At 70.9% G+C, this 13,314-nt stretch carries 14 protein-coding genes; 1 reads left to right on the forward strand and 13 read right to left on the reverse strand.

Annotated features, from left to right (window positions below; all coding sequences use genetic code 11):
- The 13 genes from ACH0A8_RS06245 to ACH0A8_RS06305 form a co-directional block, all read right to left on the reverse strand.
- On the reverse strand, nt 1-363 hold the full coding sequence (locus ACH0A8_RS06245) for a rhodanese-like domain-containing protein (protein WP_081984848.1): 363 nt from the start codon (nt 361-363) through the stop codon (nt 1-3).
- Entirely contained in the window at nt 363-1,367 is a 1,005-nt protein-coding gene (secF, locus tag ACH0A8_RS06250) for a protein translocase subunit SecF (protein WP_066654302.1), read from the reverse strand. Before secF ends, ACH0A8_RS06245 begins: the two co-directional genes overlap by 1 nt.
- Complete coding sequence (gene secD / locus ACH0A8_RS06255) at nt 1,367-3,118, reverse strand: protein translocase subunit SecD (protein WP_209682595.1); 1,752 nt, start codon at nt 3,116-3,118, stop codon at nt 1,367-1,369. Before secD ends, secF begins: the two co-directional genes overlap by 1 nt.
- A gap of 92 nt (nt 3,119-3,210) precedes the next feature.
- Nucleotides 3,211-3,606: a preprotein translocase subunit YajC gene (yajC, locus tag ACH0A8_RS06260; protein ID WP_066654294.1), complete on the reverse strand. Its 396-nt coding sequence runs from the start codon at nt 3,604-3,606 to the stop codon at nt 3,211-3,213.
- A gap of 168 nt (nt 3,607-3,774) precedes the next feature.
- A complete protein-coding gene (gene ruvB / locus ACH0A8_RS06265; protein WP_066654292.1) occupies nt 3,775-4,803 on the reverse strand; it encodes a Holliday junction branch migration DNA helicase RuvB in 1,029 nt (342 codons plus the stop codon).
- Nucleotides 4,800-5,420 (reverse strand): Holliday junction branch migration protein RuvA, encoded by a 621-nt coding sequence (ruvA, locus tag ACH0A8_RS06270; protein ID WP_209682601.1) that lies wholly within the window; start codon nt 5,418-5,420, stop codon nt 4,800-4,802. The genes ruvB and ruvA overlap by 4 nt, the downstream gene beginning before the upstream one ends.
- Nucleotides 5,421-5,430: 10 nt before the next feature.
- On the reverse strand, nt 5,431-6,072 hold the full coding sequence (gene ruvC / locus ACH0A8_RS06275) for a crossover junction endodeoxyribonuclease RuvC (protein ID WP_235426326.1): 642 nt from the start codon (nt 6,070-6,072) through the stop codon (nt 5,431-5,433).
- A 4-nt stretch (nt 6,073-6,076) separates the two neighbouring features.
- Complete coding sequence (locus tag ACH0A8_RS06280) at nt 6,077-6,841, reverse strand: YebC/PmpR family DNA-binding transcriptional regulator (RefSeq protein ID WP_406906828.1); 765 nt, start codon at nt 6,839-6,841, stop codon at nt 6,077-6,079.
- Between the two features lie 163 nt (nt 6,842-7,004).
- The gene (pdxT, locus tag ACH0A8_RS06285; protein WP_251155481.1) at nt 7,005-7,598 is read right to left on the reverse strand and encodes a pyridoxal 5'-phosphate synthase glutaminase subunit PdxT; all 594 of its coding nucleotides are present in this window, start codon (nt 7,596-7,598) and stop codon (nt 7,005-7,007) included.
- A complete protein-coding gene (gene pdxS, locus ACH0A8_RS06290; RefSeq protein ID WP_066654286.1) occupies nt 7,595-8,515 on the reverse strand; it encodes a pyridoxal 5'-phosphate synthase lyase subunit PdxS in 921 nt (306 codons plus the stop codon). Before pdxS ends, pdxT begins: the two co-directional genes overlap by 4 nt.
- A gap of 12 nt (nt 8,516-8,527) precedes the next feature.
- Complete coding sequence (locus tag ACH0A8_RS06295) at nt 8,528-9,076, reverse strand: HIT domain-containing protein (RefSeq protein ID WP_251155514.1); 549 nt, start codon at nt 9,074-9,076, stop codon at nt 8,528-8,530.
- 176 nt (nt 9,077-9,252) lie between these two features.
- Nucleotides 9,253-11,241: a threonine--tRNA ligase gene (thrS, locus tag ACH0A8_RS06300; RefSeq protein WP_406906834.1), complete on the reverse strand. Its 1,989-nt coding sequence runs from the start codon at nt 11,239-11,241 to the stop codon at nt 9,253-9,255.
- A 153-nt stretch (nt 11,242-11,394) separates the two neighbouring features.
- Entirely contained in the window at nt 11,395-11,937 is a 543-nt protein-coding gene (locus tag ACH0A8_RS06305) for an adenine phosphoribosyltransferase (RefSeq protein WP_066654284.1), read from the reverse strand.
- Nucleotides 11,938-12,103: 166 nt separating this feature from the next.
- On the opposite strand from ACH0A8_RS06305, the gene ACH0A8_RS06310 reads away from it, so the two are divergent.
- Nucleotides 12,104-13,114, forward strand: a complete 1,011-nt coding sequence (locus tag ACH0A8_RS06310) for a glycoside hydrolase family 6 protein (protein ID WP_406906829.1) — start codon at nt 12,104-12,106, stop codon at nt 13,112-13,114.
- Nucleotides 13,115-13,314: the final 200 nt, after the last annotated feature.

Consider the following 13,314-nt stretch of genomic DNA (forward strand, 5'->3'; position numbering starts at 1 on the left):
TCAGTGCTCGTGACGCGGTTCGCCCTGGGCGTCGCCGAACGATCCGGCGCGCACGACCGGCTCGCCCGCCTGCTCCCAGGCGACCATGCCGCCGGTCAGGTTCACCGCCGGCACCCCGGACTGCTCGAGGGCGGCGACGACCCGCGCGGAGCGGGCGCCGGAGTGGCAGACGACGATGGCGGGCTGGTCACCCCCGTCGATCTCCTGCCAGCGGGCCACGAGCTCGGACATCGGGACGAGCGTCGCCTCCGGGGCGTGCACCTCGTCCCACTCCCCCTGCTCGCGCACGTCGAACAACCGCGCGCCCCCGTCGAGCCGGCGTCGGGCTTCGGCCACGTCGACGTCGTGCACCTCGACCGCCATCAGGCGACCTCGGCCGCGGCGTCGACCTCGCGCTGGCGCTTCTCGGCCGCCCGCGTCTTCTTCGCGTCGGCCTCCTTGACCTTGGGCTCGTTCTCGCGGAGGTGGGCGTACATCGGCGACGCGATGAAGATCGTCGAGTAGGTGCCGACGATGATGCCGATGAACAGTGCCAGCGAGATGTCCCGCAGGGTGCCGGCGCCGAGCACGTACGACCCGATGAAGAGGATCGCGGCGACCGGCAGCAGCGCCACGACCGAGGTGTTGATCGACCGGACGAGCGTCTGGTTCACGGCGAGGTTCACCGACTGCACGAAGGTGCGGTGCGACTCCTGCGACGTGTTCTCGCGCACCTTGTCGAACACCACGACGGTGTCGTACAGGGAGTACCCGAGGATGGTCAGGAAGCCGATGACGGCAGCGGGGGTGACCTCGAGCCCGACGATGCCGTAGACGCCGGCGGTGATGAGCAGGTCGTGCAGCAGCGCGACCATGGCGGACACGGACATCTTCCACGTGCGGAAGTAGACGGCCATCACCACGGCCGCCAGCGCGAGGAAGATGACGAGACCGCGGATCGCCTGCGCGAGCACGTCGGCTCCCCAGGTCGCGCCGATGTACGTCGAGGCGACCTGGTCGTCCGACACGCCGTAGGCCTCGGCCAGGGCGTCCTGCACCTCGCTGGTCTCGCGGTCCGTCAACTGCTCGGTCTGGACGCGGATACCGTCCTGGCCGACCTGGGAGACGCGCGGCACGCCCTCGGGGACGATCGACTCGACCGTTCGGGTGGCGACCGACTGGTCGAGGTCCTTCGCGTTCGAGATCGTGAACTCGGACCCGCCGGTGAACTCGATGCCGAGGTGGTACCCGCCGCGGAGCCACGGCACCGCCAACGAGACGACGATCGCGATGAGGGCGATCAGGTACCAGGTCTTGCGGCGCCCGACGATGTCGTACGAACGCTTCCCGGTGTAGAGGTCGCTGCCGAACTGGCTGAAGCTGGCCATCAGTCGTCCTTCCCGTCCGGCGTGGAGCCGTTGTCGCCGGAGGCCTGCTGGGCCTTCCGCTCTGCGATCGTCTGGCGGCGCTGGGCCTCGCCCGCGCTGCGCTGGCGCTTGCCGTCCACGACCGGGGCGCGGAACTGCGCCCGGCCTCGGTAGACGGCGCCGAGGGCGGACGGGTCGAGTCCGCTGAACTTGTGTCCCTCGCCGAAGAACCGGCTCCGGGCGATGAGCTGCATCATCGGGTGCGTGAAGAGCACGACCACGACGACGTCGATCAGGGTGGTGAGGAGCAGCGTGAACGCGAAGCCCTTCACGTCGCTGACGGCCAGGATGTAGAGCACGACCGCGGCGAGGAAGTTGATCGAGTCCGACGCCAGGATCGTGCGGAGGGCGCGCTTCCAGCCCGACTCGACGGCGCTCTCGAGACCACGGCCGTCGCGGAGCTCGTCACGGATGCGCTCGAAGTACACGATGAACGAGTCCGCCGTGATGCCGATGGCCACGATGAGACCGGCCACGCCCGCGAGTGACAGTCGGTAGTCGACACGCCACGACATGATCGCGATCACGAGGTAGGTCAGCACCGCCGCGACGCCGAGCGAGAGCACGGTGACGAACGCGAGCGCCCGGTACTGGATGATCGAGTAGATCACGACCAGGATCAGACCGATCAGGCCGGCGACGAGACCGCCGACGAGCTGCGCGGTGCCGAGCGTCGCCGAGATGTTCTCGTTCGACTGCACCTGGAAGTTGATGGGCAGGGCGCCGTACTTCAGCTGGTCGGCCAGGGTCTTGGACGACTCGGCGGTGAAGTTGCCGGTGATCTGCGCCTTGCCGTTCGTGATGGCCGCGTTCGAGGCGGGCGCCGTGATGACGGTGCCGTCGAGCACGATCGCGAACTGGTTCTGCGGCGCGGGGAGCTTGACGAGGCGGCTCGTGACGTCGCGGAAGTCGTCCGAGCTCTTGCCCGAGAACGTCAGGTTGACGGCCCACTGCCCGGTGGTCGCGCCCTGGGAGTCGGTGGCGAGACCCGAGGTCGCGTTGCTGATGCCCGAACCGGAGACCTCGACGGGGCCGAGGATGTACTTCGCGGCGCCGTCCTGGTCGCACGTGACGAGCGGCTCGTCGTCGGGCGCCGTCGTGACGTCGTCCGGGGCCGCGCAGTTGTAGTTCGTGTACAGGTCCTGCAGCGCCGGCGTGACCTGGGACAGGTCGCTGCCGTTGGTCGGCTTCGCGCTCGGGGTCGCGTCGAGCGATGCCGGCGGCGAGTACGGCGTCGGCGAGGCGGTCCCGCCATCGCTGCCGCCGACCGCCGTGTTCGTGGCCGCCTCGGTGTAGAGCACCGGTCGGAAGGTCAGCTTCGCAGCCGCCTCGATCCGGTCGATCGTCGCCTTGTCGGGCTTGCCGGGGATCGACACGACGATGTTGTTCGTGCCCTGCGTGTTGATCTGGGACTCGGAGACGCCGGTCGCGTTGATGCGCTGGCGGATGATGTTGACCGCCTGGTTCAACTGCTGCGAGGTGACGGAACCGCCCTCGGTGTTCTGCGCCGCGAGGGTCAGCTGCGTGCCGCCCTGCAGGTCGAGCGCCAACTCGGGGACCCAGCTCGCGCCGGCGAACCACTCGTCGGTGTCGTCCTTGCTGTTGGCGGCGAGCACCGACGCGGCGGTGTTCAGGCCGGCCAGGGCAGCCATGATGATCACCAACCAGGTGAGCGAGCGCAGCGCCTTCTTGACGGGTGTCGATCGTGCCACCGGTCGTCTCGTCTTTCTGTTCAGGACCGACGACCTCACGGCCGGCGGCAGGGGTGTGGCCGCCGGGTCGGTGGACCCGGCGGCCGAGGGCGTCAGTCTTCGGTCTTGCGCTTCGTCGGGTCCGACTCGTCGACACGCTCGCCGTAGACGGGCTCGCCGTTGAGGTCGGCGATCGGCTTCGGCGCCGCAGCGTCGTCCTCGGGCACGACGGTGGTCTCGACGTCGGACGCGTCCTCGTCGACCACGCGCGACAGGGTCTGGCGGTGCACCGTCACGATGGTGCCGGGGGCGACCTCGACGTCCGCCGTGACCTTGTCGTCGTCGACGGACACGAGCGTGCCGTAGAGGCCGAACGAGAGCATGACACGGGAGCCCGGGACCATCTTCGTCTGGAGCTCCGCCTGCTGCTTCTTGCGCTTGCGGCTGCTGTAGAACATGAACGCGGCGAACGCCACGATGATGACGATGAGGAAGAGTGATTGGTCCATGGGGGCGGTGCCTTCTCTGGTTGCTCGGATCCAGCCGGAGCGGTCGCTGCTCGGCTTCGGGCCGTAGCAGTCTAGGGCACGGGCGTGTCCGCGATCGGGCAACCGCCTGAGTCCGTGCGGGCCGACCACGACACTCGGGCGACCGGGATCAGAATATCGTATACCTGATCAGTCGTCGAACAGGCCGGGCTGCGCGCCGACTCCGTCGCCCGGGGACATCCCGAAGTGACGCCAGGCCTGCGGGGTCGCGATCCGCCCGCGGGGCGTCCGGGTCACGAGTCCGACGCGGACCAGGAAGGGCTCGACCACCGACTCGATCGTCTCGGACTCCTCGCCCACGGAGACGGCGAGGGTGTTCAGGCCCACGGGGCCACCGTCGAACCGCGTGAGCATCGTCTCGACGACGGCGCGGTCGAGCCGGTCGAGCCCGAGCTCGTCGACGTCGTACAGGTCGAGCGCCCCCTGCACGGCGGCCATCCCGTCCGAGGTGCCGTGCACGAGGGCGTAGTCGCGCACCCGGCGCAGCAGGCGGTTCGCGATGCGCGGGGTGCCGCGGGAGCGACCGGCGATCTCGCGCAGGGCGGACCGGTCGATGCGCAGGTCGAGCAGGTGCGCCGCGCGGATCAGCACCTGTTCGAGTTCGTCCTTCTCGTAGAACTCGAGGTGCGCGGTGAAGCCGAAGCGGTCGCGGAGCGGGTTCGGCAGCAGCCCGGCGCGCGTGGTCGCACCGACGAGGGTGAACGGCGCGAGGTCGAGCGGGATGCTCGTCGCGCCGGCACCCTTGCCGACCATCACGTCGATCCGGAAGTCCTCCATCGCGAGGTAGAGCATCTCCTCCGCCGAGCGCGCCATCCGGTGGATCTCGTCGATGAAGAGCACTTCGCCGGGGACGAGGGAGGACAGCACCGCGGCGAGGTCGCCGGCGTGCTGGATCGCGGGGCCGCTCGACATCCGCAGCGGCCGACCGGACTCGTGCGCGACGATCATCGCGAGGGTCGTCTTGCCGAGCCCGGGCGGACCGGCCATGAGGATGTGGTCGGGGGTGCGTTCCTGCATGGCCGCCGCCTTGAGCAGGAGGTCGAGCTGGCCGCGGACCTTGCGCTGCCCGACGAACTCGTCGAGCGACTTCGGTCGGAGCGCGCCCTCGAAGGCGAGCTCCTCCTGCGACTCGGCTCCCGCCGAGGTGATCCCGCTCACCGGCCGGCCCCCGCGGGACGCAGGGTGCCGAGCGCGGCGCGGAGCAGGGCCTGCGTGCCCATCGCAGCGGCACCCGGGTCGCTCGCCACGACGGCGTCGACGGCGGACTGTGCCGCGTCTTCGCGCCAGCCGAGTCCGACGAGCGCCGACACGACGTCGAGCGCGGCCGGGTGCGCGCTGCCACCCGCGGCCGTCGCGGACGCAGGCGCCTGCTCGAAGGCCACGAGCTTGCCGGAGAGGGCGACCGTGATGAGCTTCGCGGTCTTCGGGCCGATGCCGGACACCTTGCGGAACGCCGAGTCGTCCTCGCTCGCGACGGCGTTCGCGACCTGTGCCGGGTCCATGTGGGCGAGGACACCGAGCGCCGACTTCGGCCCGACGCCGGAGACGCTGCGGAGCAGGTCGAACACCTGGAGCGCGTCGGTCGACTCGAAGCCGAAGAGCAGGTGCTCGTCCTCGCGCACGATCATCGCCGTGCGCAGGAACACCTCGGAGCCGTGGCGCATCGTCAGTGCGTGCGCCGGGGTGACCGTGACGGCGTACCCCACTCCCCCGACCTCGACCACGACGGCCGATCCGGAGACGTCGATGCAGGTTCCCCGGAGGCTCGCGATCATGCCCACGAGCCTAGGGCCGCCCACCGACGGCGCCGGCCCGCCGCGCGGCGGCACCCGGACGCGATGCCGCGGCAGCGGCACGCGCGAGCGGCGTGTCCGCGACCCCGGCCTGCGCGTCCCGCCAGGCGCGCTGTGCCGGGGTGAGCGTCGACGGGCCGGGACCGACCCGGTCGGGTGATCCGAGCCTCCAGGCATGGCAGACCGCCAGGGCGAGCGCGTCCGCGGCGTCGGCGGGCTTCGGGGCCTCGTCGAGCCCCAGCACCCGCGCGATCATCGTCTGCACCTGGCGCTTGTCGGCGTTCCCGTAGCCGGTGACCGCCGCCTTGACCTCCGACGGCGTGTGCAGCCCGACGGGCAGCCCACGGGCGGCGGCGGCGTGCAGCGCCAGCCCCGCCGCCTGCGCGGTGCCCATGACCGTCCGGACGTTCGCCTGTGCGAAGACACGCTCGACCGCCACCGCGTCGGGGCGGTGGTCGTCGATCTCGGCAGCGATGCCGTCGGCGATGCGCAGGAGCCGCTGCTCCAACGCCATGTCCGCGGGCGTGCGCACGACCGTCACGTGGACGAGTCGTGCGCGCCGGTTCGGTGCGACCTCGACGACGCCGACGCCGCACCGGGTGAGCCCGGGGTCCACCCCGAGCACACGGAGCACCGGACTAGTCCTCGTCCTCGTCGAGCTCGGCCTGGACGTCCGCGGGGATGTCGAAGTTGGCGTAGACGTTCTGCACGTCGTCGCTGTCCTCGAGCGCGTCGATCAGCTTGAAGACCTTGCGGGCGGTGTCGGCGTCGACCGGGACCTTCACCCCGGGGACGAACTCGGCATCGGCCGAGTCGTAGTCGATGCCGGCGTCCTGCAGCGCCGTGCGCGCCGCGACGAGGTCGCTTGCCTCGGTGATGACCTCGAAGCCGCCGCCCTGGTCGACCACGTCCTCGACACCCGCGTCGAGGACGGCCGTCATGACGGTGTCCTCGTCGAGACCGTCGGTCTTCGTGACCGAGATGACGCCCTTGCGCGAGAAGTTGTAGGCGACGCTGCCCGGGTCGGCCATGGTGCCGCCGTTCCGGGACATCGCCGTCCGGACCTCGGCCGCAGCGCGGTTCTTGTTGTCGGTGAGGCACTCGACGAGCATCGCGACACCGTTCGGGCCGTAGCCCTCGTACATGATCGTCGTGTACTCGATCGACTCACCGGTCAGGCCGGCGCCGCGCTTGATCGCGCGGTCGATGTTGTCGTTCGGGACCGAGGTCTTCTTGGCCTTCTGGACGGCGTCGACCAGGGTCGGGTTGCCCGACAGGTCCGCACCGCCCATCTTCGCGGCGACCTCGATGTTCTTGATGAGCTTGGCGAACGACTTCGCACGGCGCTGGTCGATGAGCGCCTTCTTGTGCTTCGTCGTTGCCCACTTGGAATGCCCGGACACGGTGCTCCTTGCGTCTAGCGGAAGATCCGGACCAGTCTACCGGCCGGGAGGCGCGGATCACCGCCGCCCCGCCCCCTTGCGCGAAACGCAACGTCGGCGACACCGCGCAGTGCGATGCCGCTGCGAGGGACCGCCGACGTTGCGTCTTGCGGGTCGGGAGGACCTAGGCGCTGCGGACGATGTCGAGGAAGCGGCGGTGGAAGCGGTCCTCGCCGGCGACCTCGGGGTGGAACGCGCTCGCGAGCACGGTGTCCTGCTGCACGGCGACGACCTGCCCGTCGGCGAGGGCACCGAGCACCTGGACGCCGGCGCCGTGCTCCTCGACCACGGGGGCGCGGATGAACACCGCGTGCACGGGGGCCTCGCCGAGTGCCGGCATCGGGATGTCGGTCTCGAAGGAGTCGTTCTGGCTGCCGAAGGCGTTGCGGCGCACGGTCGTGTCGAGCACGGCGAGCGTCTGCTGCCCCGGGATGCCCGCGGCGATCCGGGAGGACAGCATGATCATCCCGGCACAGGTGCCGTAGGCGGGGAGTCCCCCGCGGATCGCTGCGCTCAGCGGTTCGGCGACGCCGAACGTCCGGGACAGCTTGTCCATGACGCTCGACTCACCGCCGGGGATCACGACGCCGTCGAGCGCCTCGATCTCCTCGGGCCGACGGAGCGGCACCACGTCGGCGCCGAGCTCCGTCAGCGAGGCGATGTGCTCGCGGAAGTCACCCTGCAGCGCGAGGACCCCGATGCGGGGTCGGGCGCTCACCAGCCGCGCTCGGCGAGGCGGTGCGGAGCGGGGACGTCGGCGACATTGATGCCGACCATGGCCTCGCCCAGACCGCGGGAAACCTCGGCGATGACCTTCGGGTCGTCGTGGAAGGTCACGGCCTTGACGATCGCCGCGGCGCGCTTCGCCGGGTCGCCCGACTTGAAGATGCCGGACCCGACGAAGACGCCGTCCGCTCCGAGCTGCATCATCATCGCGGCGTCGGCCGGGGTGGCGACACCACCGGCGGTGAAGAGCACGACGGGGAGCTTGCCGGTCTGCGCGACCTCCTTCACCACGTCGAACGGGGCCTGGAGCTCCTTCGCGGCGACGTAGAGCTCGTCCTCCTTGAGGTGACGGAGCGCAGCGATCTCCTTCGAGATGGTGCGGATGTGCTTCGTGGCCTCGGACACGTCACCCGTGCCGGCCTCGCCCTTGGAGCGGATCATCGCGGCACCCTCGGTGATGCGACGGAGTGCCTCGCCCAGGTTCGTGGCGCCGCAGACGAAGGGCGTCGTGAACTTCCACTTGTCGATGTGGTTGACGTAGTCGGCGGGCGACAGCACCTCGGACTCGTCGATGTAGTCGACGCCGAGCTCCTGCAGCACCTGCGCCTCGACGAAGTGGCCGATGCGGGCCTTCGCCATGACGGGGATCGAGACGGCGGCGATGATCTCCTCGATCATCGACGGGTCGGACATGCGGGCCACGCCGCCCTGTGCACGGATGTCGGCGGGGACGCGCTCGAGGGCCATGACGGCGGTGGCGCCGGCTTCTTCCGCGATGCGGGCCTGCTCGGCGTCGATGACGTCCATGATCACGCCGCCCTTGAGCATCTCGGCCAGGCCGCGCTTGACGCGGTCGGAGCCGGTGATCGAGGTGCCGTTGGTGCCCGAGGTGCTGGTGCTGTCGCTCATGATGCCGACAGTCTAGTCCGCAGCGGGCCAGCCGTCGGCGACGAGCCGGCGGGTGTCACCGAGCATCTGGGACATCGACTTCGTCCGGGCGATGATCGGGAAGAAGTTCGAGTCCGACGCCCACCGCGGCACGATGTGCTGGTGCAGGTGCGCGGCCACACCGGCGCCCGCGATCTCGCCCTGGTTCATGCCGATGTTGAAGCCGTCGCAGTGCGACACCGCACGCAGTACGCGCATCGCGGTCTGGGTCAGCTCGGCGATCTCCCGGATCTCCTCCGCGGTCGCCTCGTCGTACAGCGGGACGTGGCGGTAGGGGCAGACGAGCAGGTGCCCGTTGTTGTACGGGAACAGGTTGAGCAGCACGTAGGCGTGCTCACCGCGGGCGACGATCAGGGCGTCCTCGTCGGACTTCCGCGGCGCCTCGCAGAACGGGCAGTCGTCCTCGTGCCCGCGGCCCCGACCTTCCCGCCCGGCGTCGATGTAGGCCATGCGGTGCGGGTTCCACAGGCGCTGGAAGGCGTCCGGCACCGCCGCACCCGTGGCCGCGTCGCGGATCACCAGCGGGTCGTCCGCGCTGCCGGTGCCCGCGGCACCGCCCGTGTCGACGACCGGCGGACCGGGGTCGGCCGGGATCGCGGAGCCGGCCGGCCTCCCGGAGTCGGCCGGGGCCCCGGAGCCGGCCACGTCGACGACGTGACCGGCCCCGGGGACGGACTCCGAGCCTCCCGTGCGGTCCATCAGACCTGTGCGCGGTCGCGGATCGCAGTGAGGATGCGGTCGACCGCCTCGTCGACCGGCACGCCGTTGTCCTGGCGACCGTCGCGGAAGCGGAACGAGACGGCTCCGGCGTCGCGGTCGTCGCCGCCGGCGATGAGCTGGAACGGGACCTTCGCCTTGGTGTGCGTGCGGATCTTCTTCTGCATCCGGTCGTCCGAGTGGTCGACCTCGGCGCGGACACCGTGCGCACGGAGCTTCGCGACGACCTCGTCGAGGTAGTCGCCGTACTCCGCGGCGACCGGGATCGCGACGACCTGCACCGGGGACAGCCACGCCGGGAACGCACCAGCGTAGTGCTCGGTGAGGACGCCGAAGAAGCGCTCGATCGAGCCGAACAGGGCGCGGTGGATCATCACGGGACGCTGCCGCGAGCCGTCCGGGGCCGTGTACTCGAGCTCGAAGCGCTCGGGCAGGTTGAAGTCGAGCTGCACGGTCGACATCTGCCACGTGCGACCGATCGCGTCGCGGGCCTGGACGGAGATCTTCGGACCGTAGAACGCCGCACCGGCGGGGTCCGGGACGAGTTCGAGACCGGACTCCTCGGCGACCTCGCGCAGGGTGTTCGTGGCGATCTCCCACACCTCGTCGTCGCCGACGTACTTCTCCGGGTCCTTCGTGGAGAGCTCGAGGTAGAAGTCGTCCAGCCCGTAGTCGCGGAGGAGCGAGAGCACGAACTCGAGCGTCGTGGTCAGCTCCTCCTTCATCTTCTCCTGCGTGGTGAAGATGTGGGCGTCGTCCTGGGTCATGCCGCGCACGCGGGTCAGGCCGTGGATGACGCCGGACTTCTCGTTGCGGTAGACCGTGCCGAACTCGAACATCCGGAGCGGCAGGTCGCGGTAGGAGCGGGCCTGCGAGCGGTACGCCAGGATGTGCATCGGGCAGTTCATCGGCTTGAGGTAGTAGTCCGCACCCTGTCGGGTGACGTTGCCGTCCTCGTCGCGGGCCTCGTCCATGTGCATGGCCGGGAACATGCCGTCCTTGTACCAGCCGAGGTGGCCGGACTGCTCGAACAGGTCGCCCTTCGTGATGTGCGGCGTGTAGACGAAGGAGTAGCCCTCCTGCTCGTGCCGGCGGCGCGAGTAGTCCTCCATCTCGCGGCGGATGATGCCGCCCTTCGGGTGGAAGATCGCCAGGCCCGAGCCGATCTCGTCCGGGAACGAGAACAGGTCGAGCTCCGCGCCGAGCTTGCGGTGGTCGCGCTTCGCGGCCTCCTCGAGTCGGACGAGGTACGCCTTGAGCTGGTCCTTGTCCGGCCAGGCGGTGCCGTAGATGCGCTGCAGCTGCGGGTTCTTCTCCGAGCCGCGCCAGTACGCCGCCGCGACGCGCATGAGCTTCGCCGCGTAGCCGATCCACCGGGTGTGCGGGACGTGCGGGCCACGGCAGAGGTCCTGCCACACGACCTCGCCCGACTTCGGGTCGACGTTCTCGTAGACCGTGAGCTCGCCGGCGCCGACCTCGACGCTCTCGCCCGAGTCGCCCTCGGCCGCGGCGCCCTTGAGGCCGATGAGCTCCTGCTTGAAGGGCTCCCCCGTCATCAGTTCGCGGGCCTCGTCGTCGGTGACGACCTTGCGCCGGAAGCGCTGGGCCTGCTTGACGATGCGGTCCATGCCCTTCTCGATGGCCTTGAGGTCCTCGGGGGTGAAGGGCTCGGCGACGTCGAAGTCGTAGTAGAAGCCGTCGGTGACGGGCGGGCCGATGCCGAGCTTCGCGTCCGGGTTGATCTGCTGCACGGCCTGCGCGAGCACGTGTGCGGCGCTGTGCCGGAGGATGTCGAGGCCGTCCTGCTCGTCGAGCGTCACCGGTTCGACGGTCTCCCCCGCCTCCACGTCGGCCGCGAGGTCCTTGAGCACCCCACCGACGCGGATCGCGACGACACCGCGGACGCCGTCGAAGAGCTCGGTGCCCGTCGTGGCCGTCGTCGCGGTGCGGGGCTCGGGTGCCTGGGGCAGGTCTGCGGGCTCTGGTGCGACTGCGTCGGTCACGATCGTGGTGCTCCTCGGTTGGTTCAGGGGTGGGTCAAGACTAGTGCGCGGCCGCAGCGGTCCAGGCGCGGCCGCGGCGGTCCCGGCGCGTCCGCGGCGGTCTCGGCCGGCGGCAGCGGTTCAGGCGGGGACGCGGCCGAGCGTCGTGACGGGCAGGCGCGGCTCGAGGCGCTCCCGACCCGAGAGCCCGTCGAGCTCGAGCAGCGACGCGAAGCCGATCGCCTCGTACCCGGCACGCTCGAGGAGCGTGATCGTCGCCGCAGCGGTGCCCCCGGTCGCGAGGACGTCGTCGACGACGAGCACGCGCGTGCCCTGCGGGAGCTGGCCCGGCCGGAGCTCGAGCTCTGCCTCGCCGTACTCGAGCGCGTACTGCTCGCTCAGGACCTCGCCGGGCAGCTTGCCGGCCTTGCGGACCGTCAGCACGCCGACCTGGTGCTGGGCCGCGATGCCACCGGCCAGGGCGAAGCCGCGGGCCTCGATGCCGGCGACCGCCTGGAACCCCGCACCGATCGCGAACGGCGCCGCGAGGGCCTCGCAGACCCGTCCGAACGCCACGGGGTCGGAGAACACCGGGGTCACGTCGCGGAACAGGATGCCGGGCTTCGGGAAGTCCGGGACGATGGCGGTCAGGCGTTCGACGAGTGCAGCTGCGGTTTCGGTCACCGCACAACGGTACGCGACCGCAGGCGCCGCACGCGCCCGGCCGTCCGTCGCCTGTCCCTCGTTCTGGAGATCGCCCCGACGCCGCCCCGCGGGTTCTGATGGTCTGCGGCAGGTGGAGCGGGACGGCAGGGACGTCCCGACAGCGGACGGACACAGGACGGGGACCATGTACTCGAGGATCAGGACGATGGTCGCGCTCGCCGCCGTGGCGACGGCGGTGGCTGCGGGCACCGTGACGTTCCCCGCGGCTGCGACGGCGGCGTCCACCGCGCCGCTGCCGCGCGCGGCCCTCCACTCCGCGACGCCCGGGCAGGTCTTCGCCGGTGGGTTGTACCGGCAGCCGGACAGCCAGCCCGCCCAGGCCGCGGCGGCGCTCAGCGCGGCGGGGAGGACGACCGAGGCCGCAGCGGCCCGCACCATCGCGCAGCAGCCGATCGCGATCTGGCTCGGCGAGTGGTACACGGGCGACGCGCTGGACCGGGTGATCGCGCGGAACCTCGCCGCCGCGGAGAAGACGGGTACGACGCCGGTGTTCGTCACGTACGCCGTCCCGAACCGCGACTGCGGCGGGTACTCGGCGGGCGGCCTCACACCGTCCCGGTACGCCGCGTGGAACCGTCGCATCGCGGCCGACCTCCAGGGGCACCGGGCCGTCGTGATCGTCGAGCCGGACTCCCTGGCACACCTGAGCACGTGCACCGCCGAGCGAGCCCGACGGCCGGGCCTCATCGCGGCGGCCGTGCGCGTGTACGCCGCCGCGGGGGTCCCCACCTACCTGGACGGCGGGAACGAGGACTGGAACCCCGCGGAGCTCCAGGCGACGTACCTGCGGGAAGCCGGTGTCGCCCAGGCCCGGGGGTTCTTCACGAACGTCGCGAACTTCTACGGCGTCGACGGTGAGCGGGCCTACGCCGAGCGGCTCAGCGCGATGACGGGTGGGGCACGGTACGTCGTCGACGTGTCGAGGAACGGTCGTGGGTGGCTCGGCACCTGGTGCAACCCGACCGGTGCCGGTCTCGGAGGGAAGCCCCACGTCGCAGCGGGCACGACCCGGCTCGACGCCCTGCTCTGGGTGAAGACGCCGGGGGCGAGCGACGGGACCTGCAACGGTGGACCGCCGGCGGGGACGTGGTTCCCGTCGTACGCGGTCGCACTGGTGGCCAACCGGAAGCGGTAGGCGCGGGGTCGCGGTCCCGCGCGGGGCGGGTGCCGTATGTGCGGCGGGCGCGGCGAGTGTGGCGTTCGTCGTGGAGCACAACGGGAAGCACCTCGCGCCATGCGATCGCATGGCGCGAGGTGCTTCTGGTTGTGCGGAGGCCGTGCGCGCGGCGCTGTCGCGGTCGCGGCTGCGGCTGCGGCTCCGGACGCGCGCCGCCG

The organism is Curtobacterium sp. 179-B 9B NHS, assembly GCF_045370965.1.
Lineage (GTDB): Bacteria > Actinomycetota > Actinomycetes > Actinomycetales > Microbacteriaceae > Curtobacterium.

Excerpts from the sequence above, each read along its gene's own strand:
- pdxS (WP_066654286.1), bottom strand. The coding sequence starts at position 8,515 with ATGAGCGACAGCACCAGCACCTCGGGCACCAACGGCACCTCGATCACC.
- ACH0A8_RS06310 (WP_406906829.1), top strand. The coding sequence starts at position 12,104 with ATGTACTCGAGGATCAGGACGATGGTCGCGCTCGCCGCCGTGGCGACG.
- ruvA (WP_209682601.1), bottom strand. The coding sequence starts at position 5,420 with ATGATCGCGAGCCTCCGGGGAACCTGCATCGACGTCTCCGGATCGGCC.
- yajC (WP_066654294.1), bottom strand. The coding sequence starts at position 3,606 with ATGGACCAATCACTCTTCCTCATCGTCATCATCGTGGCGTTCGCCGCG.
- ACH0A8_RS06245 (WP_081984848.1), bottom strand. The coding sequence starts at position 363 with ATGGCGGTCGAGGTGCACGACGTCGACGTGGCCGAAGCCCGACGCCGG.
- secF (WP_066654302.1), bottom strand. The coding sequence starts at position 1,367 with ATGGCCAGCTTCAGCCAGTTCGGCAGCGACCTCTACACCGGGAAGCGT.